21 protein-coding genes are annotated in these 22,591 nt (G+C 57.3%); 4 read left to right on the plus strand and 17 right to left on the minus strand.

The features are described from left to right. Window positions 1-42: 42 nt before the first annotated feature. Window positions 43-1,410 (minus strand): DNA repair protein RadA, encoded by a 1,368-nt coding sequence (gene radA / locus AB5Y84_RS17750; protein ID WP_005340481.1) that lies wholly within the window; start codon window positions 1,408-1,410, stop codon window positions 43-45. A gap of 100 nt (window positions 1,411-1,510) precedes the next feature. Between radA and AB5Y84_RS17755 the strand changes: the two genes are divergently transcribed. Continuing rightward, window positions 1,511-3,889: a PilZ domain-containing protein gene (locus AB5Y84_RS17755; RefSeq protein WP_368177478.1), complete on the plus strand. Its 2,379-nt coding sequence runs from the start codon at window positions 1,511-1,513 to the stop codon at window positions 3,887-3,889. A gap of 54 nt (window positions 3,890-3,943) precedes the next feature. Here the strand turns inward: AB5Y84_RS17755 and AB5Y84_RS17760 are convergent, their stop codons facing one another. Both AB5Y84_RS17760 and serB read right to left on the minus strand, forming a co-directional pair. Next, window positions 3,944-4,849 carry an alpha/beta fold hydrolase gene (locus tag AB5Y84_RS17760; RefSeq protein ID WP_335827232.1) on the minus strand — a complete coding sequence of 302 codons (906 nt, stop codon included), beginning with the start codon at window positions 4,847-4,849 and terminating at the stop codon, window positions 3,944-3,946. 28 nt (window positions 4,850-4,877) lie between these two features. Next, the gene (serB, locus tag AB5Y84_RS17765; protein ID WP_368177479.1) at window positions 4,878-5,888 is read right to left on the minus strand and encodes a phosphoserine phosphatase SerB; all 1,011 of its coding nucleotides are present in this window, start codon (window positions 5,886-5,888) and stop codon (window positions 4,878-4,880) included. A gap of 119 nt (window positions 5,889-6,007) precedes the next feature. Between serB and AB5Y84_RS17770 the strand changes: the two genes are divergently transcribed. Then, on the plus strand, window positions 6,008-6,628 hold the full coding sequence (locus AB5Y84_RS17770; RefSeq protein WP_005340472.1) for an AhpA/YtjB family protein: 621 nt from the start codon (window positions 6,008-6,010) through the stop codon (window positions 6,626-6,628). 67 nt (window positions 6,629-6,695) lie between these two features. Here AB5Y84_RS17770 and deoD read toward each other — a convergent pair whose 3' ends face one another. From deoD to AB5Y84_RS17805, 7 genes are all read right to left on the minus strand, one after another. Then, on the minus strand, window positions 6,696-7,412 hold the full coding sequence (gene deoD, locus AB5Y84_RS17775) for a purine-nucleoside phosphorylase (RefSeq protein ID WP_005340471.1): 717 nt from the start codon (window positions 7,410-7,412) through the stop codon (window positions 6,696-6,698). A gap of 75 nt (window positions 7,413-7,487) precedes the next feature. After that, window positions 7,488-8,696 carry a phosphopentomutase gene (locus tag AB5Y84_RS17780; protein WP_368177480.1) on the minus strand — a complete coding sequence of 403 codons (1,209 nt, stop codon included), beginning with the start codon at window positions 8,694-8,696 and terminating at the stop codon, window positions 7,488-7,490. 14 nt (window positions 8,697-8,710) lie between these two features. Then, window positions 8,711-10,042: a thymidine phosphorylase gene (gene deoA, locus AB5Y84_RS17785; RefSeq protein WP_368177481.1), complete on the minus strand. Its 1,332-nt coding sequence runs from the start codon at window positions 10,040-10,042 to the stop codon at window positions 8,711-8,713. 109 nt (window positions 10,043-10,151) lie between these two features. After that, on the minus strand, window positions 10,152-10,925 hold the full coding sequence (gene deoC / locus AB5Y84_RS17790) for a deoxyribose-phosphate aldolase (protein WP_005340468.1): 774 nt from the start codon (window positions 10,923-10,925) through the stop codon (window positions 10,152-10,154). A 424-nt stretch (window positions 10,926-11,349) separates the two neighbouring features. Next, the gene (locus tag AB5Y84_RS17795) at window positions 11,350-11,520 is read right to left on the minus strand and encodes a XapX domain-containing protein (protein WP_005340467.1); all 171 of its coding nucleotides are present in this window, start codon (window positions 11,518-11,520) and stop codon (window positions 11,350-11,352) included. A gap of 125 nt (window positions 11,521-11,645) precedes the next feature. Beyond that, window positions 11,646-12,920: a NupC/NupG family nucleoside CNT transporter gene (locus AB5Y84_RS17800; RefSeq protein WP_005340466.1), complete on the minus strand. Its 1,275-nt coding sequence runs from the start codon at window positions 12,918-12,920 to the stop codon at window positions 11,646-11,648. A 222-nt stretch (window positions 12,921-13,142) separates the two neighbouring features. Next, window positions 13,143-13,916, minus strand: coding sequence for a TatD family hydrolase (locus tag AB5Y84_RS17805; RefSeq protein WP_368177482.1), 774 nt, complete (start codon window positions 13,914-13,916; stop codon window positions 13,143-13,145). 41 nt (window positions 13,917-13,957) lie between these two features. Between AB5Y84_RS17805 and tppF the strand changes: the two genes are divergently transcribed. Continuing rightward, a complete protein-coding gene (tppF, locus tag AB5Y84_RS17810) occupies window positions 13,958-14,575 on the plus strand; it encodes a type IVa pilus pseudopilin TppF (protein WP_106843899.1) in 618 nt (205 codons plus the stop codon). Here tppF and AB5Y84_RS17815 read toward each other — a convergent pair. The 5 genes from AB5Y84_RS17815 to AB5Y84_RS17835 all read right to left on the minus strand — a co-directional run bounded on the left by AB5Y84_RS17815 (window position 14,544) and on the right by AB5Y84_RS17835 (window position 18,052). Beyond that, window positions 14,544-14,723 (minus strand): DUF5363 family protein, encoded by a 180-nt coding sequence (locus AB5Y84_RS17815; RefSeq protein ID WP_081250401.1) that lies wholly within the window; start codon window positions 14,721-14,723, stop codon window positions 14,544-14,546. The two genes, tppF and AB5Y84_RS17815, sit on opposite strands and share 32 nt — an antisense overlap. A 177-nt stretch (window positions 14,724-14,900) precedes the next feature. Then, window positions 14,901-15,410 carry an S-ribosylhomocysteine lyase gene (gene luxS, locus AB5Y84_RS17820; RefSeq protein WP_005340462.1) on the minus strand — a complete coding sequence of 170 codons (510 nt, stop codon included), beginning with the start codon at window positions 15,408-15,410 and terminating at the stop codon, window positions 14,901-14,903. A gap of 18 nt (window positions 15,411-15,428) precedes the next feature. Beyond that, a complete protein-coding gene (locus AB5Y84_RS17825; protein ID WP_021230975.1) occupies window positions 15,429-16,022 on the minus strand; it encodes a hypothetical protein in 594 nt (197 codons plus the stop codon). A 59-nt stretch (window positions 16,023-16,081) separates the two neighbouring features. Continuing rightward, window positions 16,082-16,420 carry a nitrogen regulatory protein P-II gene (glnB, locus tag AB5Y84_RS17830; protein ID WP_005308848.1) on the minus strand — a complete coding sequence of 113 codons (339 nt, stop codon included), beginning with the start codon at window positions 16,418-16,420 and terminating at the stop codon, window positions 16,082-16,084. Window positions 16,421-16,429: 9 nt separating this feature from the next. Next, window positions 16,430-18,052: an NAD+ synthase gene (locus AB5Y84_RS17835; RefSeq protein WP_368177483.1), complete on the minus strand. Its 1,623-nt coding sequence runs from the start codon at window positions 18,050-18,052 to the stop codon at window positions 16,430-16,432. A 146-nt stretch (window positions 18,053-18,198) separates the two neighbouring features. Between AB5Y84_RS17835 and AB5Y84_RS17840 the strand changes: the two genes are divergently transcribed. Continuing rightward, the gene (locus AB5Y84_RS17840) at window positions 18,199-18,696 is read left to right on the plus strand and encodes a GspH/FimT family pseudopilin (RefSeq protein ID WP_088870160.1); all 498 of its coding nucleotides are present in this window, start codon (window positions 18,199-18,201) and stop codon (window positions 18,694-18,696) included. 3 nt (window positions 18,697-18,699) lie between these two features. Here the strand turns inward: AB5Y84_RS17840 and tapY2 are convergent, their stop codons facing one another. Beyond that, window positions 18,700-18,975, minus strand: a complete 276-nt coding sequence (gene tapY2, locus AB5Y84_RS17845; protein ID WP_368177484.1) for a type IVa secretion system protein TapY2 — start codon at window positions 18,973-18,975, stop codon at window positions 18,700-18,702. Then, window positions 18,972-22,583: a pilus assembly protein gene (locus AB5Y84_RS17850; RefSeq protein ID WP_368177485.1), complete on the minus strand. Its 3,612-nt coding sequence runs from the start codon at window positions 22,581-22,583 to the stop codon at window positions 18,972-18,974. The genes tapY2 and AB5Y84_RS17850 overlap by 4 nt, the downstream gene beginning before the upstream one ends. Window positions 22,584-22,591 lie beyond the last annotated feature (8 nt).

Consider the following 22,591-nt stretch of genomic DNA (forward strand, 5'->3'; position numbering starts at 1 on the left):
CTTTTTTCGTTGTGCGGTTGTCTCGATTGCAATGCTGAGGGATTACAGCGCCTCGAGTGCCTCAGACAGCTTCTTGACCGGCACCACTTCCATCCCTTCGATGGGATGCTTGGGGGCATTGGCGTGCGGCACGATTGCGCGACGAAAACCGTGCTTGGCCGCCTCCTGCAACCGCTCCTGGCCGGACGGCACAGGGCGAATTTCACCGGAAAGACCCACTTCGCCGAACACCACCAGATCCTTGGGCAGCGCCTGATCCCGGAAGCTGGAGACCATCGCCAGCAGCAGCGCCAGATCCGCACTGGTCTCCTCGACCTTGACCCCGCCAACCACGTTGATGAAGACATCCTGATCCGCCATCTGTAGCCCGCCGTGACGGTGCAGCACCGCCAGCAACATGGCGAGCCTGTTGTGATCCATCCCCACCGCCACCCTGCGCGGGTTGGAGAGCTGGGAGTAATCCACCAGCGCCTGCAACTCCACCAGCAGCGGTCGGGTGCCCTCCCAGATCACCATGACGATGGAACCGGGCGCCTGCTCCTGCCCCCGGCTGAGGAAGATGGCGGAGGGGTTGCTCACCTCGCGCATCCCCTGCTCGGTCATGGCAAAAACCCCCAGCTCGTTGACCGCACCAAAGCGGTTCTTGTGGGAGCGCAGAGTCCGAAAACGGGAGTCATGGCCACCGTCAAGCAGCACAGAGCAGTCGATACAGTGCTCCAGCACCTTGGGACCTGCCAGACTGCCATCCTTGGTCACATGGCCCACCATAAAGATGGCTACATGATTCTGCTTGGCGTAGCGGGTCAGCAGCGCCGCCGCTTCGCGCACCTGTGAGACAGAACCGGGGGACGATTGCACATCCGCCACATGCATCACCTGAATGGAGTCGATCACCATGATCTGCGGCTGCTCCTGCTGGGCAATCAGGCAGATCTGCTCGACGCTGGTCTCGGAGAGCATCCGCAGCTTGTCGGTGGGCAGCCCAAGGCGGTTGGCCCGCATCGCGACTTGCTGGAGCGACTCCTCGCCGGTGACATAGAGGGTTTTCATCCGTTCAGCAAGACCACACATGGTCTGCAGCAGCAGGGTGGACTTGCCCGCCCCCGGGTTGCCGCCGATCAGAATGGCCGAGCCTGGCACCACACCGCCACCAAGCACCCGATCCAGCTCCTTGAAACCTGAGGTAAAACGGGGAATTTCGGTGGTGGCGATCTCTGCCAGTGTCTGTACCTGACTGCCGACCGCGCCGGCATAACCGGTGTAACGGGCACTCTTGCCAGCGGGGCTCACCGAGCCGAGGCGCACCTCGGTGATGGTATTCCACTCCTTGCACTCGCTGCATTGACCTTGCCAGCGTGTGAAGTCGGCACCACATTCGGAACAAACATAAGCAGTTTTATTTTTGGCCATTGATAACTCGGGGACAGGATGAATTCCTGCTTGATATACTTGTTTGCGACCGACAGATCAAACCCAGAATCGGAAAAGTGACTTTCCGTGGCAGGAACAAATGGATTCAGAACACCAGCAACATCTGATTGAACAACTCGTCCCCTTGCTGCGGGAGAAAGATTTCGAGGAGATCTTCAACCGCATGACCCAGGAGGAAAACAGCAACAGCCGTTTTCTGATCAAGATGGAGCTCAAGCGCAAGTGCTCCCCCTGCCGCAGGGTCATCGACATGCGCGATGAGCTGGAGGATGAGTGCCTGGTGCATGAGTTCGACGGCATCACTCACTTCATGCCCGCCGATGCGATTGCCCTGTTCCAGTCCCAGTGCTATCTCTACCGCGATATCTATACCCTCGGTGTCTACGAGGCGCTGCAACAGTGGCAAAAACAGCACCACAACGCCCGCGTGGATGGTCAGCTGTCGCCGCCTGCCAGTCCCTTCCGGCAATATGATGTCAACACCATCGCCTTTGCCAGCTACTACGGCCGCAGCCAGGAGCGGATGCACTTCAGCTCGCCGGTGCTGATCAAGTTTCAGGACGGAGAGAAGCTGTTCGCCAAGAGTTCAGATCTCTCGCTGGGTGGCATGCGGGTCTCGGTTCCCTATCTGCCGAGCTATCACACCGGCGCCCAAGTGGAGGTCTTCTTTACCGGACTGGAGCGGGACACCCCCAATCCGGTGCTGCACCAGCCGGTCGGCTATCAGATCCTCGGCGAAGAGAGCAAAGAGGGGAAATACTGGCTGCGACTGGTGCGCACCGGCGAACAGCCCGCCTTCGATGCCTTCCTCAGCGACTTTATCGACGCCAACAAGATCCGTTATCGGGTCAGCGTCGACTATCTGCTCTCCGCCGCCATCATCAAAGGGTATGAGCAGTTCTACCTGCCGCGGATGACCGGCATGCCGCTCTTCTTCGGCACAGGCGACAGCCCCAATCTCGAGATTGCCCTGCGTACGGAAAACAACCAGCACCTGCTGGAGTATTGGCGCGATGAGAAAAACCGAGATGCCCTCGCGGGGCTTTTCAGCGCAGAGCGGATGAAACGGCTCTGCCCGGCCCCCGGCACCACCACCGAGACCATCATCTACTGCTTTACCCACACGGTGCGCAGCCACATCTACTTCTTCTCCGCCACCGCCGAGGAGCTGCGCCAGAGTGGCCTCACCGCCCTCTTCTTCCAGGTGGGCTCACGCCGGCCCAGCTGGCGTGTCTACAAGTTCACGCTGGAGGCATGCGATCTGGTCGAGGCGGATGTGGGGCAACTGCAGGGGCAGGACAATCCGCAGTTACAAGACATCCTGCTGCTCGAGCGGCTCAAGCAGATCGGCTATTGCGGCCTGCTGCAGGAGATCGGCCTAGAATCCCAGCGAGAAGAGTTCCATCAGGAAGGGGTCAGCAACAACGCCAACGAGCTGCAGCGCTTTGGTCACGAACAGGGGGTTGCCCCGTTCGAGATCGAGACCCTGCACTATGTTCAGCTGCGCAAGGAGTCGCGCTACATCCACAAGACGGCGGTTGCCATCCATCACAACGGCAAATCCTGGATCGGCTGGACCCGCGACATCTCGACTCACGGCCTGCAAATCGAGCTGGAAGATGCCTTTATCGGTGAGAAGAACGATGTGGTGACCATCGCCCTGCCCCGCTTGCAGGAGCTCTCCAAGAGCATGGATTTGCAGCGCCTCTCCTACCGGCTGGTCAGCCTCAACATGACCCGCACCGTGCTGCACCTCTGCATCGAAGGGGATTCGGATCGCCATACCGGCCGCCAATTCTTCAGTCTGCTGATCGAGAGCAACCAGAACAAGCTCAAGGCGGCGCAGGAGCAGCGCCGCTATCGTGGGCTGGCACGGGCACTGCGCAACATCTACACCCACCACCTGTTCAACTCGCCGGTCTACGTCAACAAGCTGAAGGGCGCGCCCAAACCGGCCTCCATCGGCAAATCCCTGCAACCACGCAGTCTGCAGAGGCTGCTGCAAGCCTGTGCCGAGCTGCCGGAGCAGGAGAACCTCTACCCGCTGTTTCAGGGGGAGTTGCTCAAGGAGCTGTTGATGAACCCGCTGCGCGCCATCGAGCGGGAGGACAAACCGAGAGAGGACGAGGTCTATATCGCCAGCATCCAGACCAAGGCCGGCCTGCCCATCTTCAGCAGCCGGCTGGCCAGCAGCTTTGCCAACGTCAAAGAGAAGCGTCAGTTCATCGAGCTGGCGCAGCAACAGGGGGAGTTCTACTCGGTGCTGGTCGGCATCTCCCGTACCGGACGGCCCGACACCAACTTCATCGCCAACGAGCTGGACTACATCGCCAAGTTCGCCATCCACAAGGCGCGCAAGCTGGAAGAAGAGCTGTGGAGCGTGGTGGGGGTGGGCGAACTGACCGATACCACCCAGGCCACCCTGTTCCGCTTTGGCATCACGCCGCCGCTGAACTGATGATCCGGAAACAGACAAAAATGAAACAGGGCGCTCGAGGCGCCCTGTTTTTTGTCATACCGCCTGCGGGTTAAGCAACCAGTCGAGGATCTGGGGAAAGTGATCCTCCTGCGCCTGCGGGGCGGTCAGCATATTGATGTGGTCATAATCGAGGCGGTTGCCGTTGTCCCGCCCCAATCGGGTGTGACGTGTGGCCGAACCCATCTCGTCGCTGAAGCGGCGCACATCGGTCGGGTGACCCAGCACCTTGTCCGCTTTGGCCGAAATCATCCAGAGCGGTGGCCAGTTGACCCGTGCCGCCGCCTCGTCATAGGCAAAACCGTCGTGAGGATCCTGCCAGGGGCCGCACTTGACCCAGGGGATAGTCTCCTGCAGATAGCGCAGCGGCTCGTCGTCAGCACCGATCTTCAGAGTGCGAGCCGCCAGAAAACCACGGCGGCGGGCCAGCCAGGGGGCCAGCCGATTCCAGATCAGATCCACCTTCAGCCAACGCTCGGGATTGTGCACCGACACGCCGCGCTTGGTGCCAAAAAACAGCAGACTGGCCACCTGCTCCGCCAGCTCGGGGAAGCGCACCAGGGTCGAGGCCATGATGACACCGCCCCAGGAGTGGGCCACCCAGTGCACCTTGAAGCCATGATGACGCTCGGCAATCCAGCGCTGCAGGGCGGGCAGATCCTCGGTGATCAGTTCGTGCTGACCGTGCTCCGCCTGCTCGGCGATAGCCGGAGTGCTGAGCCCCCGCCCCCGCAAATCAGCCACATAGACCTGATAGCCATGACGGGCCAGAAAGCAGGCCAGCCCCTTGCCCGATTCGGTATAGAAGATCCGCCCGTTCTCGATGGCGCCGTGCACCATCAGGATCGGCTCGCCATGCACCGCAACCCGGGGTTTGATGTGGCGAACATGCAATTGATGGCCACCACAGGGGATAAACAGAGACTGCTGCAACAATTCCATTTTTATTGGTTTCCTCCTTGAAACACTGTCAGCGCTTGTCCCAACGTTGCTCGCTGCAGGCCCGCGCCGCCAGCAGGCAGATCACCCCCTCCAGATCGTGATGATTGAGGGTGGCCGCCGCCTGCGCCCGCACCAGCGGCTTGGCGTGAATGGCGATGCCAAGGCCAGCGACCCCCATCATTTTGAGATCGTTGGCACCATCGCCGATGGCCACGGTCTGGGCGGCAGCAATGCCGTACTCCTGAGCAAGCTGCTGCAACACCTCGGCCTTGACGCTAGCATCAACGATGCGCCCGCTCACCTTGCCGCTCAGCTGGCCCCCCTCCACCGCCAGCTCGTTGGCGAAGATGGCATCGAGCCCCAGATCGCGCTGCAACTGGCCAGCAAAACGGGTAAAACCGCCGGAGGCGATGGCCACCTTCCAACCCGCCCCTTTGAGGGTATCGACCATCAGCTGCAAGCCCGGCATCCAGGGCATCCATGCCGCCACCTCGTCGAGAATGGTGACCGGCGCCCCTGCCAGCAGGGCCACCCGATTGCGCAGGCTGTCGGAAAACTCCAGCTTGCCCTGCATGGCTGCGGCCGTCACTGCCGCCACCTGCTCGCCGACCCCGGCAAGCCGGGCAATCTCGTCGATGCACTCGATGCGGATCGCGGTGGAGTCCATGTCCATCACCAGCAGGCCGGGCTCCTTCAGGGTCGGTAGCGCGGGCAGATGGCAGAGATCGATCTCCCACTCACCGCTCTTGAGCTCGGCCACCAGCTCGGAAGAGAAGCGATCGCAGCCAAGCAGCAGCAGCGGCACGCCCGCCACCTCGGTGGGAGGATAGAGGGTGGCCGCCAACCCCTGTGCAGCCAACAGTGGCGACAGACGCGCCAGATGGGAGGCGCCCAGCCCCTTGCCAAACAGCACCAACCAGCCGCCAGCCAGCGGAGTCTCTGTCGGTTGCAACGCATCTGCGTGGAGCTGCCAACAGGGTGAGCCGGACAACAACGCGGGCCAATCGGATAACAGAGGGGGGAGCTGGGACAACAACATAAGGGATACGCCTTCCTTGGTGATCAGGGGGTTAACAATGCTGGCCCAGAGTAGCGTATTGCTTTTTGTACAGGCAAGCGCCAAGATCCCGCCACTCCTTGTTACCAGAGGTCTCACGCTTGCAGCGTCATCTTCCCATCAAACGTGTTCTCAGCCTGGGTGCCGGTATCCTGCTCGGATGCTGGGTGCTCGGTGTACTCATTCATATGCAGGGTGAAAGCCAGGCCTCGCTGCACAGCGAAGCGCGCAACCGGGCACAGGCGCTGGTCGCCTATGCCGCCCGCGACATGAAGCGCTGGATCAAGGAGGAGAAGAGCAGCGAGCTGGAGCGGCTGGCGCGGGATCTGGCGGCGGAGCCGGAGATCCTCGATGCCACTCTCTACGACGGACGCGGCATTCCCCTCGCCCAATCGGAGCAGGCGGTACCGCTGGAGAGCCTGCTGCCCATCGGCAGCGATAACAAGTCACTGCCGGAGCAGGGCAAGGGGCGGATCCAGTTCGTGCAGGAGATCCGGGATGGCGAGCAGACCATCGGCTTCCTGCGCATCACCCTGGAAGAGCAGCAGATGCTGGCAGACAAGGACACCCGGCTCAAGGTGGTGCAGGAGAAACAGCGCCTGATGCTGCTGGTCGCCCTGCTGGCCGGGGTGCTCATCTCCTACGGCGTACGCCGCAACTACATGCGGGTGCGCAAGCACAAGAAAAAGAGTACGCCCCCCTCGCCACCTCCGGAAAACTGATGGCGCAACCAGAGAGCAGATACAAAAACGGCGGCCAGAAGGCCGCCGTTTCTTATTCGCAAGGGAATTACTTGTCGCCCAGCAGGACGGAATCCAGTGCGATTTCGATCATGTCGTTGAAGGTCAGCTGACGCTCTTCAGAGGTGGTCTGCTCACCAGTACGGATATGGTCGGAGACGGTGCAGATGGTCAGCGCCTTGGCACCGTACTCTGCGGCCACGCCGTAGATACCGGCGGCTTCCATCTCGACACCCAGGATGCCGTACTTTTCCATGACGTCGAACATGGAGGGATCCGGGGTGTAGAACAGGTCGGCGGAGAAGATGTTACCGACGCGCACGGCAACGCCCTTGTTCTTGGCGGCCTGTACGGCATTGGCAACCAGGTCGAAGTCGGCGATGGCAGCGAAGTCGTGATCCTTGAAGCGCAGACGGTTTACTTTGGAATCGGTGCAGGCACCCATACCGATCACCACGTCACGCAGTTTCACGTCTTCACGCACAGCGCCACAGGAGCCCACGCGGATCAGAGTCTTCACACCGTAATCGGTGATCAGCTCTTTTGCATAGATGGAGCAGGATGGAATACCCATGCCGTGACCCATGACGGAGATACGACGGCCCTTGTAGGTACCGGTGAAACCGAACATGTTGCGCACGTCGCAGATCTGCTCGACGTTCTCCAGGAAAGTTTCAGCGATGTACTTGGCGCGCAGGGGGTCGCCCGGCATCAGCACGGTATCAGCAAAGGCGCCATCTTTCGCATTGATATGAGGAGTTGCCATTCTCTTGATTCCTTCACACAGGTTGAGTTTTATTGTTTTATAAATTGCCCGCCGCCGAAGTGGCGGGCGGGTAAATTACAGGAAGCTGGTACCGTACGCCAGTTTCGGCAGACCGTGGTAAGCCGCAATGCTCTGGCCGATATCGGCAAAGGTCTCGCGACGACCGACGGAGCCAGCCTTGACCGGCTTGCCGAAGAACAGCACCGGAATGTATTCGCGGGTGTGGTCGGTGCCACCCCAGGTCGGGTCACAGCCGTGGTCGGCAGTCAGCACCACCACGTCGCCATCCTGCAGCAGATCAAACAGCTCCGGCAGGCGGGAATCGAAATACTCCAGCGCACCGGCATAACCGGCAACGTCACGGCGGTGGCCGTAGGAGGAGTCGAAGTCGACGAAGTTGGTGAAGACGATGGTGTTGTCACTGGCCGCTTTCACCTCTTCCAGCGTGCGATCCCACAACTCGGTCAGACCGGTCCCTTTCACCTGCTTGGTGATGCCCTGCTGGGCATAGATGTCGGCGATCTTGCCGATGGAGACTACCTGACCGCCCGCATCTTTCATGTAATCCAGCACGGTCGGCGCCGGCGGCAGCACTGAGTAGTCGTGACGGTTGCCGGTGCGCTTGAAGTTGCCCTTGCCAGTACCTACGAACGGACGCGCAATCACGCGGCCGATGTTGTAAGGCTCCAGCAGCTCGCGCACGATGTGGCACAGCTCATAGAGCTTCTCGAGGCCATAGGTCTCTTCGTGGCAGGCAATCTGGAACACGGAATCGGCAGAGGTGTAGAGGATCGGCTTGCCGGTCTTCATGTGCTCTTCGCCCAGATCGTCCAGCACCTGGGTACCGGAAGCGTGGCAGTTGCCCAGATAGCCTGGCAGACCAGCCTTCTCGACGATGGCGTCCAGCAGCTCCTGCGGGAAGCTGTTGTGGTGATCCTTGAAGTAGCCCCACTCGAACAGCACGGGCACACCAGCGATCTCCCAGTGACCGGACGGGGTGTCCTTGCCGGAGGAGAGCTCCTGCGCAAAGCCGTAGGCACCGACCACCTCGATATCTTTCTTCAGCCCTTCCGGGAAGTAGCCGGAGGCCTGCTCGCAGGCGTGGCCCAGACCCAGCTTGTTGAGGTTCGGCAGATTGAGGGCACTGCGGCCTTCAATTTCACCTGCCGCACACGCCTTGGCGATATGGCCAAGGGTGTTGGCGCCCACATCTCCGAACTTGTCGGCGTCGGCAGCAGCGCCAATACCGAAAGAGTCCATCATCAGAATAAAGGTACGTTTCATGGGTCTTCCCCTTGTTACAAATCAGCCAGGGTGATACGGCGGTACACTTCAGGCAGTGCCTCCGGCCGCTCGCCACCAATCCGGACAGCCGCCTGCACCATGCTGGCAGCCTGAGCATATTGCTCTTCAGTCTGAGCGTGGATCATCGCGATCGGCTTGTCAGCATCGACGCTCTGACCCAGGCGGATAAAGTCGGTCAGACCAACCGCATAATCAAGTTTGTCACCGGCAGCGCGGCGACCACCGCCCATCGCCACCACAGCCAGACCCAGCTCGCGGGTATCCATGGCAGTCACGAAGCCGCTGTTGGCCGCAAAGACCGGGCGCACGATGGCGGCTTTGGGCAGGTAAGCGTCGTAACGCTCCATGAAATCGGCCGGGCCACCGAGACCAGTCACCATGCGACCGAAGATCTCGGCCGCCTTGCCATTATCCAACACCGCCTGCAGCTTGGCGCGGGCATCACGCTCGTCGCTGGCCAAGCCTGCAGAGATCAGCATCTCGGCGCACAGCGCCATGGTCACTTCGTGGATCCGCGGGTTACGGTATTCGCCGGTCAGGTAACGCACCGCTTCACGCACTTCCACCGCGTTACCGGCGCTGGAGGCCAGCACCTGGTTCATATCGGTCAAGAGCGCAGAGGTGCGGCAACCGGCACCGTTGGCCACGGCGACTATGCTCTTGGCCAGCTCTTCGGAGGCTTCGAAGTTCGGCATAAAGGCGCCGGAGCCCACTTTCACATCCATCACCAGCGCTTCGAGCCCGGAGGCGAGCTTCTTGGAGAGGATGGAGCCGGTGATCATGGCGATGGATTCGACGGTGGCAGTGATGTCCCGTACTGCATAGATACGCTTGTCAGCGGGGGCAAGATCGCCGGTCTGGCCGATGATGGCCACGCCCGCCTCTTTCACCACTTTCAGGAAACGGTCGTTGTCGATCGAGGTCTGGTAGCCGGGAATGGCGTCCAGTTTGTCGAGGGTGCCGCCGGTGTGGCCCAGACCACGGCCGGAGATCATCGGCACGAAACCGCCGCAGGCAGCGACCATCGGGCCAAGCATCAGGGAGACAACGTCACCCACCCCGCCGGTGGAGTGCTTGTCGACAATCGGGCCACCCAGATTGAGGTGATCCCAGGTCAATACCATGCCGGAGTCGCGCATGGCGCAGGTCAGGGCAACCCGCTCATCCATGGTCATGTCTTTGAAGTAGACCGCCATAGCCAGCGCGGCGATCTGCCCCTCGCCGATGGTGTTGTTGGTAATGCCCTGAACGAAGAATTGAATTTCTTGGGTACTGAGCGCTTCACCGTTGCGCTTCTTGCGAATAATTTCTTGAGGCAAAAACATCTTTCATTCCCTCCGCCATTACTGGCGTTACACAAGCCTGAATCCTTGCCCGCACACAGCATGGTGGGGGCTAACAGGGCGGACAGACGTCCGCCCTCTCATCAACCTATTAGTAACCGCTGGTGTTGGCCGGCTTGTCGCCATGCCCCAGAGTGGCCAGCAGACTGGCCAGCAGGCTGGATGCACCAAAGCGGAAGGTACGGGCGGATACCCAGTCGTTGCCGAGGATCTCTTCGGCCATGGCCAGATACTGACCGGCAACGGCGGCGTCTTTCACGCCACCAGCAGGCTTGAAGCCGACTTTCGGATTCTTGGCCTTGATCACTTCCATCATGATGCGTGCCGCTTCTGGGGTCGCATTGACCGGCACCTTGCCGGTGGAGGTCTTGATGAAGTCGGCACCGGCATCGATACAGATTTCGGAAGCGCGACGGATCAGCGCCTCTTCTTTCAGCTCGCCGGTTTCGATGATCACTTTCAGCAGCACGTTGGCACCGCAGGCCTCTTTACAGGCTTTGACCAGATCAAAACCGATCTGTTCGTTGCCAGCCATGAAGGCGCGATACGGGAACACTACGTCCACTTCATCAGCACCGTAGGCGACAGCGGCACGGGTCTCGGCCACGGCGATCTCGATATCGTCGTTGCCGTGGGGGAAGTTGGTCACGGTCGCAATGCGTACGTCGGCAGCGCCGATCTCACGCAGGGTCTTGCGAGCGATAGGGATAAAACGGGGGTAGATGCAGACGGCGGCGGTCAGGCCAGCCGGTGACTTGGCCTTATGGCACAGGTCGATCACCTTCTGATCGGTGTCGTCATCGTTCAGGGTGGTCAGGTCCATCAGGTTCAGGGCGCGCTGAGCGGCCACTTTCAGATCAGTCATTCTGTTCTCCAAAGTCTCGATTTAATCCAGATAACCGGGCACCACCATACCATCCAGCGATGGATGCACAGGCAGTAATCCCCAGCTATACGGGAATGGAATTACAGTGCGAAGGCACCGGCACTATCGGGATGCTATTCAAAACACCCTGCAGGCACTACGACTGTAAATAAGGCAAGAGCCCTGTCACTTTCTTACAAAAGTGCGGACTTGGTTCCATGAAGACTTGAGAAAGGCCGACAACATCTGACCCGACTTCCCAATCAATTCCATTTGACCGCCAACACCCGATTTCATCGAGTATTAGTCATTGCCAGCACCCTGCTGGCAACGCCTATTTCAGCCGAGATACCCCCTGTTTGCAAGCCGGATTTGCCAATTTCAGAGGTACCTCACATCTGGCAAATCCAGGTCTAAAAAAGCCTTACGAAAAGAAACGAGTCAGGATCCAGGAGTAGGCCAATCCCCCCAGATAGACCCCGACGATCCCCATTACCCCGGACAAAACGGGAGGCGCCGGGATCGGCAATTTGAGGAAAGAAAACAACAAACCAACTATAAAGCCGGCCACCATCGCCAGTAGCACTTCATTCATATAACCTCCGATTTGACTCATTTTATTATTAGTTTAGATAGGAAAACGGTTGTCACCGCTCCATACGCGAACGCCACGGCAGATGCCGTGGCGTTCGTGTTTATACCCTGTCAGTCAGGCGGCGATTACATGCCGGACAGTGCCAGGAAGAAGCCTGCGATAGTGGCAGACATAAGGTTGGACAGAGAACCAGCCAGTACGGCTTTCAGACCAAAGCGTGCAATGGTGCCGCGGCGGTTCGGCGCCATGGACCCCAGACCACCCAGCAGGATGGCAACAGAGGAGAGGTTGGCAAAACCACACAGTGCGAAGGAGATAATCGCCTTGGTGTGATCGGACATGGCCACACCGTTGATCAGCACTTCGTCTTTCAGGTACGGAGCGAAGTTCAGGTAAGCCACGAACTCGTTCACTACCAGCTTCTGACCGATGAAGGAACCGGCAACCACCGCTTCATTCCAGGGCACACCGATCAGGAAGGCCAGCGGGGAGAAGATCCAGCCCAGCAGCAGTTCCAGAGAGAGTTGCGGATAACCGAACCAGCCACCCACACCGGAGAAGATGCCGTTGATCATGGCAATCAGACCGATGAAGGCCAGCAGCATGGCGCCGACGTTCAGGGCCAGTTGCATACCGGCAGAAGCGCCAGCAGCAGCAGCGTCAATGACGTTGGCAGGCTTGTCATCCAGCTCGGCATCGGCAGAGCTTTCGTCGTAGTTCGGGGTCTCGGTTTCGGGAACCAGCAGCTTGGCGAACAGCAGACCACCCGGTGCAGCCATGAAGGAGGCAGCAATCAGGTACTCCATCTTCACGCCCATGGAGGCGTAACCGGCCAGTACGGAACCGGCAACGGAGGCCAGACCACCACACATGACGGCGAACAGCTCGGAGTCAGTCATCTTGGCGATGTAAGGACGAACCACCAGCGGCGCTTCGGTCTGACCGACGAAGATGTTGGCAGTTGCAGACAGGGATTCGGTGCGGGAAGTACCCAGTACTTTCTGCAGACCGCCGCCCAACAACTTGATGACCATCTGCATGATGCCCAGGTAGTAGAGCACTGCAATCAGGGAAGAGAAGAAGATGATGACCGGCAGAACACGGAAGGCAAATACAAAGCCGCCGCCACCGAACACTTCAAACATCTTGTTGCTGACCAGACCGCCAAACAGGAAGTCGATCCCGTTCTGGCCGTAGCTGATCACGCTGGATACCGCGTCGGACACGCCGACCAGGATATCGCGACCAACCGGAACATAGAGAACAAACGCCCCCAGACCGGCTTGAATTGCGAACGCACCGACAACGGTACGGACGTTGATTGCCTTGCGATTGCTGGAGAACAGCACCGCGATAAGGACGAGCGTCGCCATCCCTACCAGACCCATGAACAAATTCATTATTATCTTCCTCTAGTAGCACCTGGCTTGTTAGCGAGTTGTTATTAAACCCAACTAATCAAGGGGAGCGCATTATACTAATTAAAGTCCGATAAAATAGAATGCTGGTCACATTTTATCGTTATCAAAATGTCCAAGTGTCACAAAATTAGACAGCAAACGATTTTTACGCTCATTTTTTTTCCTGACAACTAAATCAGGTGTTGCAAATTTGTTTCGTGGCTATTGGTCGTGATGGAAAATATGCCGGGCAGTTTCAAATAACACCTTGGTAACATCCACCGATGATTCCTCCCGCAATGTCATCAATATTTCCGCTATTTTCGGCAGCGCTTCCGGGGTATTTCGGGAGCCTTGTGCGCCTTGCAACGGCATATCGGGCGAATCGGTTTCCAGCACCAGGGCCTCGAGCGGCATAGCCCGAAATACCTCTCGCGTCTTGTTTGCGCGCTCAAAACTGATTACCCCGCCCACCCCGAGTCGAAAGCCCAGTTGCCAGAAGGCCTCCGCCTGCTGCAACGAACCGCTGAAAGCATGGATCACCCCGCCACGAGGCGGCTTGAAGCGGCGCAACAGCTTGGCCACAGTGTCATTGGCGCGCACCGAGTGGATCATCAGGGGGAGCCCGGCATCTGCCGCCAGCCGGATCTGAGCCTCAAACAGCGCAAGCTGCCCCTCCTGCGGCACGTGAGAACGGAGGTCCAGCCCGCACTCGCCAATGGCCACCAGCCCGGCAGGCTGGCTCATCACTAGCATTCGCAACCGCTCCATCACCCCCTCCCGCTGTTCACCGGCATACCAGGGATGAATGCCCAGACCATAAAAGAGGCCGTCATGTTGCTCTGCCAGTGCCATCACACGAGTCCAGTTATCCTCTGCGATGGCAGGAATGATATACTCCGTCACCCCTAATGCCTGACAACGGGCCAGCAGCGCCTCCCTATCCTGGTCGAACACCGGAAAGTCGAGATGGCAATGGGTATCTATCAGCTGCATATCACTCACACCTGTTTGCGGTATTTAATGGGTCATTGAACATGATGAACAACAGAAACAACGGCTTTACCCTGATTGAACTGGTGCTGGTGATCATAGTGCTGGGGATCCTGGCCGTCACCGCCCTGCCCCGCTTTATCAATATCAAGGATGATGCCCTGAAAAGCACGGTCTCGGCGACCGCAGGCAGCTTTGCCAGTGCAGTTCAGCTGGCTCATGCTGGCTGGGCGGTGAAAGTTCAGGGACAAGACCTCGCACTGTATAACTTCAGTGGGATGGGCAAGAAAGATCTGGATATCAACCACTACGGCTGGCCTGTGGGGACAGAAGAAGACTACAACATACAAGGAACTGATGTCATTTTTACAGGAGGAACTAGCGAGCAAATATCAGTAAGCAGCATAAACGACTGCAAACTCCTATTCGAGGCACTCCTCGACACAGACCAAACAGTCTCAAAGAAATTAGAGGAAAAAGCTGATTATTACTCGCAAATAATTGAAATCCCCAGCCAGGTTGAAAATGGACTACACCACGATAACTGCCGCTATATCCTGCGCGACTCGATGGGTCGCTTCCCGGCTGACTCAGAGTATGAAAACGGCCTCGGCTTCGAGTACAACAGCGTTACCGGCGCCGTGACCCGCAATTTTGATTGAGCTCAGCCTCTTCTGCGCAAGCTCGCTCTTTGCTTGAATCATCATCATAACGAACCGGCGTGCAGCAGCGCCGGTTCTCCTGAGTGAGCCCCCACTCCTCACACCATGCATCGTAACGGGCCAGCCAACGCAGCAATATCCCCTTCATCGTCACACCTCCGCCAACAGGTTCAGGTCAAAAACCATCCTAATCAGAGTCGGCAAGGGGAGCAAGTCATCCTCATAACCGCGATCAGGCGGAATAAAAAAGAGCCGGTCAGCATGGCTGACCGGCTCTTTTAACATTCCCTGAAGAGGTTATCCGATGAGCGGCAGCTCATCAGCCTCACAGACTCTTCAGCTTCTCTTCCGGCAGGGCCAGCTCGTCGTTGTGGTTGACGCCGATACCGCGCTCCAGCACATGACGGGCGATGGCGTGCGCTTCTTCCAGCGAGTGCATGCTGTAGGTGCCGCACTGATACTCGTTCAGCTCGGGGATCTTGGCCTGATCCTGCACGGTCAGCACGTCGCTCATGGCTGCCTGCCAGGCTGCGCCAACACGGGCTTCGTCCGGCGCGCCGATCAGGCTCATGTAGAAGCCGGTACGGCAACCCATGGGGGAGATGTCGATGATCTCCACGCCGTTGCCGTTCAGGTGATCACGCATAAAACCGGCGAACAGGTGCTCCAGCGTATGGATACCGCGCTCAGAGAGGATCTCCTGGTTAGGCACACAGAAACGCAGGTCGAACACGGTAATAGTGTCCTTGTTCGGGGTCTGCATGGTCTTGGCCACACGCACCGCTGGCGCTTCCATACGGGTGTGGTCAACGGTAAAACTGTCCAATAACGGCATTTCTGACTCCTGATTTGGTTACCAGAACCAGCCCCCACGGGAGAGCTGATCCTTGCATTGACGGTACTGGGCGCCGTAGCGCTGGGCGCGAGCTTCCACTTTGCGAGAGGTCTTCATCAACCACCCCTTGCTGCGATAGCTGCCACGCCGGTAGCCACCCCACCCTTCGTGATAGTTGAGGTACTGGCCATAGGCATCCCACTTGGAGGTGCCATTGAGCCGCTGGGCTTTGTTAGTGTACCAACCCATAAAATCGATGGCGTCGGCAAAATCATCGCGGTCACTCCAGCTGTTGCCGGTTTCCCGCTGGTAATCCGCCCAGGTTTCATCTTTGACCTGAGCATAACCATAAGCCGAACTGGCCCGCCCGGTCGGGATGAAGAGGAAATACTGCATCGGCGGCTGAGCATCATGTACGTACGAGGACTCCTGATACATCATGGCCATCACCACATGGATCGGCGTCCCCCACTTCTCGTTCATCTTGAGCGCGGCCTTGTGCCAGTCCGGCTTCTCGCGAAAGATCTGGCACAGATTCTCCGGCTGAGCCGGTGGACGGGTACTGCAAGCAGTCAGGCCCGCCAACAGGCTGGCGACCACCACCAAGCGCATCCACCCCATCAAATGAGGTCGCGCTTCACGCCGCTGGTCAGGTAAAGAGATAGCCAAGGTCAGATCGCGTCTTCGTTCTCTTCGCCGGTACGGATACGAATGACACGCTCCACCTCGCAGACGAAAATCTTGCCATCACCAATCTTGCCGGTGCGGGCGGTGTTCTGGATCGCTTCCAGACAGGCATCGAGATCCTCGTCCTGCACCACCAGCTCCACCTTCACTTTCGGCAGGAAGTCGACCATATATTCGGCGCCGCGATAGAGCTCGGTATGGCCCTTCTGGCGGCCGAAGCCTTTGACTTCGGATACGGTCATGCCGTTGATGCCGATCTCGGCCAGGGCCTCGCGCACATCGTCCAGCTTGAACGGTTTGATGATGGCTTCAATCTTCTTCATGGTGACTCCTTACCAGTTCTGTTTGCCGAACCCGGATGTAATGGGATAACGGCGATCCTTACCAAAGTTGCGAGCCGTAATGCGGGGCCCGACCGCCGCCTGACGGCGCTTGTATTCGTTGAGATCCACCAGGCGGATCACCTTGCGCACCACCGCTTCCTCGAAGCCTTCTGCCACCATGTCGGCGACCGAGGCATCCTCTTCCACGTAACGCTTGAGGATGGCATCGAGGATTTCGTATGGCGGCAGGCTGTCCTGATCCACCTGATCCGGTGCCAGTTCCGCTGAAGGAGGACGGTCGATAACCCGCTGCGGGATCACGTAATCAACAGAGTTGCGATATTCGCACAATTTGAAGACCAGCGTCTTGGGCACATCTTTCAGCACGTCGAAACCGCCCGCCATGTCACCGTACAGCGTGGCATAACCGACCGCCATCTCGCTCTTGTTGCCAGTTGTCAGCACGATGCGACGACGCTTGTTGGAGAGCGCCATCAGCAGCACGCCGCGGCAGCGGGCCTGCAGGTTCTCTTCGGTGGTATCGCGGGCGGTGCCTTCAAAAAGCGGCGCCAGCTGGGTCATAAACCCTTCGAACATCGGCTCAATGGAGATGATGTTGAACTCCACCCCCATTCGCTCGGCCTGCTCTTTGGCATCTTCCACGCTCATCTGGGCGGTATAGCGGAACGGCATCATCACCGCCTGCACCTTGTCGGCCCCGATGGCATCGGCCGCGATGGCCAGCGTCAGTGCCGAGTCGATGCCGCCGGAGAGACCCAGCACAGCACCGTGGAAACCGTTCTTGGTGACATAGTCGCGCACCGCCAGCACCAGCGCCTGATAGGTCTCGGCCAAGGGTTCCAGCGGCGCTGCGGGCTCCCGCTCCTTCACTGGCTGGCCATCAGCAAAACGTACCAGCACCAGCTCTTCGGCAAACGGGGCCAGCTTGTGGGTCAACTCGCCCTGGCTGCTGAACACCTTGGAGCAGCCGTCGAAAATCAGCTCGTCCTGACCGCACACCTGATTGAGGTAAACCAGCGGCAGACCGGTCTGATCGCAGCGTTCGGCCATCAGCTCGCGGCGGATCCAGGGTTTCTCCTGATCATAGGGCGAGGCGTTGATGGTGAGCAGCAGTTCGGCCCCTGCCGCCTTGGCGGCCAGCGCCGGACCCGGCTGCCACAGATCTTCACAGATGAGCAGCCCCAGCTGGTGACCCCGGAATGGCACCACGCAGGTCTCGCTTGCAGCGGTAAAGTAGCGCTTCTCATCAAACACGCCGTAGTTGGGCAAATCCTGCTTGAAGTAACGGGCAATCAGCTTGCCCTGCTCATAGAGTGACGCCGCGTTGTAGAGCGCCTCCCCTTCACGCCAGGGATGCCCGACCAAAATGGCACAGTTGCCCTGCCATTCGGCAACACGAGCCAACGCAGCTTCGACCCGCATCATCAGGTCGGCACGCAGCAGCAGATCTTCCGGTGGATAGCCGGTCAGGGCCAGCTCGGAGCAGACCAGCAGATCGACACCTTGCTGCTCGGCCTGAGCCGCCGCAGCGAGCACTTTGTCAGTGTTATCTTCGATGGCGCCTACCGTCAGATTCAACTGGGCAAGCATCAGAGAGAGGGCTTTTGCCATGGCGATGCATCTTGAATTCGAAAATGATGGGGAATGATAAAGAAAAGGGGGGCAATCTGCCAGTTCAAGACGGGCGTAACCGTGTGACAGCAACCTGCGGGAAGGATAAGCTGTAGATAGTCACGGAACGACAGGCCTTCGCAGATATGAAAAACGCCGGATTTACCCTGATGGAGTTGATGATAGCCATTGCACTGGGCGTCATTCTGTTGGGGATTGGTATTCCTTCTCTAGGCTCTCTGCTCAAAGACAGCACGGCTAACTATGAAAGCGAGCGGTTAATTAAACACCTGCGTTTTGCTCGCACCCAAGCTATCAGTGACCAGCAAACCGTCACAGCATGCCTAATAAACAACAATAACGAGTGCGTTGAACAGGATCCGGTTCAATTATTGGTTTTCATCGATGATGACGGTAATGCCGAGCTGGACGAAGGGGAAGTAGAACTCGCACGCACACCAGCTTTTACTCCTGATGCCACCATCAGTTCAACCAGACCACGAGTCTTGTTTGCCGCTGATGGAACCAGCCTAGGTACCAATATGACCGTAAGGGTCTGCATCAGCGAAGAACCCAGAGTTGATGTTGTAATCGCAGCATCAGGTCGCAGCAGTAAATCCGAAACCACCAGCATTTGCCCTTGACCACTATCTTGGCTGCAGTTTCTCTTGCCGTTTCGCAGCCTCAAGATTGAATGGCTGTTCGGTTGGCTGACACTCGATAACTCTCTTCACCATCAGGAGTTGCCCATTCAGTTCAAACCCTTTCTTTTGAAAGACGATTTCAGCACTCTGGCTATCCTTTATCGTTCCCTGAATAACGACATAGGTATCATTTGCCAACTCGACATAGCATTTTCTATCCACGACAGCATAGACATTGGCTGCATTTGACAACGCCATCAGCCAGAGGATCATTTTCATTGTGACTCATCCTCATACAGGTATATTTTCTTGGGCGTCATATCCATTTCAGCCTCCTCCGCCCCTTCCGAACACTCCCCCTCGCCGGTACAGCGCTCAGGAACCCCTTCTCCTTCGTCTTTGAGAATCACCTCTTCACCCGGAGCACCACCAATAATCCGGATCTTTGAATCATCACCAGCATGGATCACTAGATCATCGGCCACCTTGTTATTGACTTCCACATAGCGTTCCGGGATTTCATTACCATCCTGATCCACCACATATTTGAAAGAGGTACCGTAATGCATGTCGACCATATACTGCCGCATGGCGCCTATCGACTGGATCGTACACTCCTCGAATGACTGAACCTGCGGCAAAAAAGAGGTGAAATAGAGCTTGCCTTGCAGCACAACCCCAGACCCCATCGACTTCTCTCCTGACTCGGCTAGCCAATATTTCCAACCCAATTTACTGGTAATGGCAGCTCTCAAACTAAGCAGGTCATTGGTGTCCGTGACACCAGCCAGAGGATCAACCGATACGTCATACAAGTCCGTCATCGTGATAGGGGCTGGAGCAGCAGTGTTATAACTCTTGGTAACTACCCCGTAGTCACGCAACATAAAATAGGCGTTTTGCACGGAAGACTCGGACGATGGGCGGTTTCGATCACCAGAACCAATCAGCACTGCATCGAATGGCCTATCTTTGAACGAGAAATAATCTTCGCCACTAATTACCGTCTTGGTCACTTGCTTGTTTATAGTACGTACCAATACAGGCTGAGTGAAAAAGCGGCGGTCATTAGCCTGTACATCATCAGACCCAAGACTGGCAAACTTGAAAATACTCCAGGAGCTAGTACTGGTTGAAGGCATATCCAGGCGCCAGATATTGCCGCCTGTATCACCAGCATAAATTCGGTCAGTTTTCCCATCACCATCACTGTCTAGAGTGGAAACTGACCCCGGCATGCTATCAACCATCGCAGTCACCTGCTTGTTGGTACTGGAGCCAGCTCCAGGTGTTGCGCTGAACACAAGAGCACCACTATCGGCATCGACCATGTAGACGCCCATACCCTTGCTGTCAGAGCTACCTATCCCGACTTTACTCTTATTGACATCGTAACCACCGGAAAAAACCATCACCAATCGCTTGTTGCTCGGAGGAGCATCCCAAGGAATATAAGCCACCTCCGGTACTGACCAGGTTTCCCCCAGTAATGAGAAGCCCGCAGTCTGACTATTGATCGTCCATTTCAAGCTGGGGGCATCTGGATTGGTAATATCGAGTGCATAGTAGCTACCCCCCCCCCCTCGCAAACCGAAAAGCAGCCAGACAAAGTCTCCCTCTGATGCCTTGATAACACCATTCCTATTGGCATCCTTGATCAACGCAACCGGTGAAGCATCAACACCGTAGATATGATCGCCAGACTCGGCATTGAGACGTAGAGCTTCTTGCCAGGGCAACAACTCATAGGGGATCATGGCCCAGCTTTCATCAACCGTACTACCTAGATCTTTGAACATATGCAGGAAACCAGCATTGGTTCCCATCAGGATCCGTAAGTCAGGGGTACAGGTACTCTGGCCTGAAGCAATGGAGCAACCATAATTGACCACCAATGGACGAGAGTGCAGGGGGTCTCCCACTATGTATGGCCGAATGGTGGTACTGGCATCATAATCTTCATCGTCCACATCGACACCTTTTGTCCAGTCGATCTGTCCGTCAAGCTCGGTGGCACTGGCTAACCGCATGTAGCTGGCCAAATTGTCGGCAGAGCCTGCGATCGACACCAAATTGGCTTTGTTAAAAGCGTCCAATCGCTTGGGCGATGCAACCGTATTGATCACATAAAGATTGCGATTGGTCTTCTCTGCCAGCATGGACTGCACGCCGCCCTTGGCAACCAGATTCCCATCACGTTCCGATGACCAATAGGTCTGAGCCTGATCCAGAATGGAACCATCTACCTTGATGGCGGGCAAACCGTTAACATCTGCCACATACCCATCACCAGACAAAACCAGCTTCTTCAGGTTACCCTTCCAGCGCGGCCCGGTATCAGGCTCGAACATGGCGTAATAGATATTATTGAGGCTGCGAGTCCGGTCAAAGTTGTTAGTGGTGATAGCTGGCGACACCAGAGAGGTGTTTATCCGCAAAATGGCTAACAGGGAAGATCGCAACGCCTGAGTGAGCGCTTCCGCACTGACCGCAGGGTAATATTGACCGCCTCCACGTCTCGCCGTTTCTGCCAGCAGATTGCCCGCCCCAGAGATCGCGTCATCACCAAATCCCACGGTAAACGTGGTAACAGTCTGCTTGCCGGGCGATGAAGTATTTACATCCTTGTTCTTCATGTAGCCAGCCATCGCAGCCAGATAGCTCTTGGAAGTGCCGGAACCATATCCCACTGTTGAGCCGTAGGCAGCCCGTTCATCTGGGCTTAGCGAATCCGTCAACGCTTTTACTGCACTATCAGCAGCCGTATCGCTGGTCGGAGCACCATCAGTGACATAGATGACATAGCCATTATTTGAACATTTGTCATAAGGCGAGGTGTAAGTACCTTCCGGATCTTCAGCAAGCTTGTCCCGCGTACCACCTTGCTTGCCATAGAGCACGGATTGCCCTCCGTAGAAACGGTAGGCTTCATAGAGGGTTTCACATAATGGCGTATTGGTCGTAGCCGACAGGTCTTCCACAGTATTGAGCAAGTCCTGTTCGGCAGTAATGGTGCCGACAATATCGTCGTTACTGAGGATGCGGCGTACCACTCTGCCACCATTGGTGCTGGTACTATTGTTGGTATTGAAGATGGCCAAGCCGAAATCAACCCCTGGAGTGGAGGAGATCACCGACTTGACCGCATCCTTGGCGATACGCAAGCGTGATTCAACGGCATAACCCGTCGGCCCGTAATACCAGCGAATATAGTTGGCCGTGTAGAGAGTTACACTGGTATTGCTACCCGATGTGGCATTATTGGCATTAGCGGTGTAATACCACTCGCCGCGAGTGTTGCTGGTTTTGTCGACCGGATAACCATCGCCGACAGCCCCCACCTCCAGCGTTCCGTTGAAAGGATTGGCAGGATTGCGGTTCTGAATATCCTGCTTGCAGTCGACAATGGTGATGTCATCTTCGTACTCGCCAGAGATAGTCTCCCAATCCCCCTGACGAGGTAATCCATTGCGATAACTTGAATAGACATACGTCCAGACTTGGGACTGAAAATAACCGACAGTGCTTAGGGGGGTCTTTGATGAGGCGCAAGCATTGATGCTGTCGCGAAAACGCCGAGAACTATTGATGGCGGGCACAGAACCATCGGTCGAGTAATAGATATAATTACGCGAATTACTGGTATCAGGATCCCGGTTCAGCGCTGGATAGACAGTGGCAGGATTATACTTTTCCCGCTCCAGCTCCATGGTTTCGGCCATACTGCCAGAGTTGTCGAAAATGATCAGCACCTTGGGCCGATAATCTCCCGCTTTCGAGAAGTCATAGATGAACAGTTCGGTATCATCCGAGTAAGCATCGCTGGCGACAGCTGGCACACTAAGTGCACACAGGGCCATCAGCCACAGTTTTCCATGATGTAACATCGCTGTCG

The organism is Aeromonas sp. s11, assembly GCF_040907945.1.
Taxonomy (GTDB): domain Bacteria; phylum Pseudomonadota; class Gammaproteobacteria; order Enterobacterales; family Aeromonadaceae; genus Aeromonas; species Aeromonas veronii.

Bases quoted from the DNA above. Each gene is read 5' to 3' on its own strand.
- radA (WP_005340481.1), bottom strand. From the start codon at position 1,410: ATGGCCAAAAATAAAACTGCTTATGTTTGTTCCGAATGTGGTGCCGAC.
- AB5Y84_RS17755 (WP_368177478.1), top strand. From the start codon at position 1,511: ATGGATTCAGAACACCAGCAACATCTGATTGAACAACTCGTCCCCTTG.
- AB5Y84_RS17760 (WP_335827232.1), bottom strand. From the start codon at position 4,849: ATGGAATTGTTGCAGCAGTCTCTGTTTATCCCCTGTGGTGGCCATCAA.
- serB (WP_368177479.1), bottom strand. From the start codon at position 5,888: ATGTTGTTGTCCCAGCTCCCCCCTCTGTTATCCGATTGGCCCGCGTTG.
- deoD (WP_005340471.1), bottom strand. From the start codon at position 7,412: ATGGCAACTCCTCATATCAATGCGAAAGATGGCGCCTTTGCTGATACC.
- AB5Y84_RS17780 (WP_368177480.1), bottom strand. From the start codon at position 8,696: ATGAAACGTACCTTTATTCTGATGATGGACTCTTTCGGTATTGGCGCT.
- deoA (WP_368177481.1), bottom strand. From the start codon at position 10,042: ATGTTTTTGCCTCAAGAAATTATTCGCAAGAAGCGCAACGGTGAAGCG.
- deoC (WP_005340468.1), bottom strand. From the start codon at position 10,925: ATGACTGATCTGAAAGTGGCCGCTCAGCGCGCCCTGAACCTGATGGAC.
- AB5Y84_RS17795 (WP_005340467.1), bottom strand. From the start codon at position 11,520: ATGAATGAAGTGCTACTGGCGATGGTGGCCGGCTTTATAGTTGGTTTG.
- AB5Y84_RS17800 (WP_005340466.1), bottom strand. From the start codon at position 12,920: ATGAATTTGTTCATGGGTCTGGTAGGGATGGCGACGCTCGTCCTTATC.
- AB5Y84_RS17805 (WP_368177482.1), bottom strand. From the start codon at position 13,916: ATGCAGCTGATAGATACCCATTGCCATCTCGACTTTCCGGTGTTCGAC.
- tppF (WP_106843899.1), top strand. From the start codon at position 13,958: ATGATGAACAACAGAAACAACGGCTTTACCCTGATTGAACTGGTGCTG.
- AB5Y84_RS17815 (WP_081250401.1), bottom strand. From the start codon at position 14,723: ATGAAGGGGATATTGCTGCGTTGGCTGGCCCGTTACGATGCATGGTGT.
- luxS (WP_005340462.1), bottom strand. From the start codon at position 15,410: ATGCCGTTATTGGACAGTTTTACCGTTGACCACACCCGTATGGAAGCG.
- AB5Y84_RS17825 (WP_021230975.1), bottom strand. From the start codon at position 16,022: ATGCGCTTGGTGGTGGTCGCCAGCCTGTTGGCGGGCCTGACTGCTTGC.
- glnB (WP_005308848.1), bottom strand. From the start codon at position 16,420: ATGAAGAAGATTGAAGCCATCATCAAACCGTTCAAGCTGGACGATGTG.
- AB5Y84_RS17835 (WP_368177483.1), bottom strand. From the start codon at position 18,052: ATGGCAAAAGCCCTCTCTCTGATGCTTGCCCAGTTGAATCTGACGGTA.
- AB5Y84_RS17840 (WP_088870160.1), top strand. From the start codon at position 18,199: ATGAAAAACGCCGGATTTACCCTGATGGAGTTGATGATAGCCATTGCA.
- tapY2 (WP_368177484.1), bottom strand. From the start codon at position 18,975: ATGAAAATGATCCTCTGGCTGATGGCGTTGTCAAATGCAGCCAATGTC.
- AB5Y84_RS17850 (WP_368177485.1), bottom strand. From the start codon at position 22,583: ATGTTACATCATGGAAAACTGTGGCTGATGGCCCTGTGTGCACTTAGT.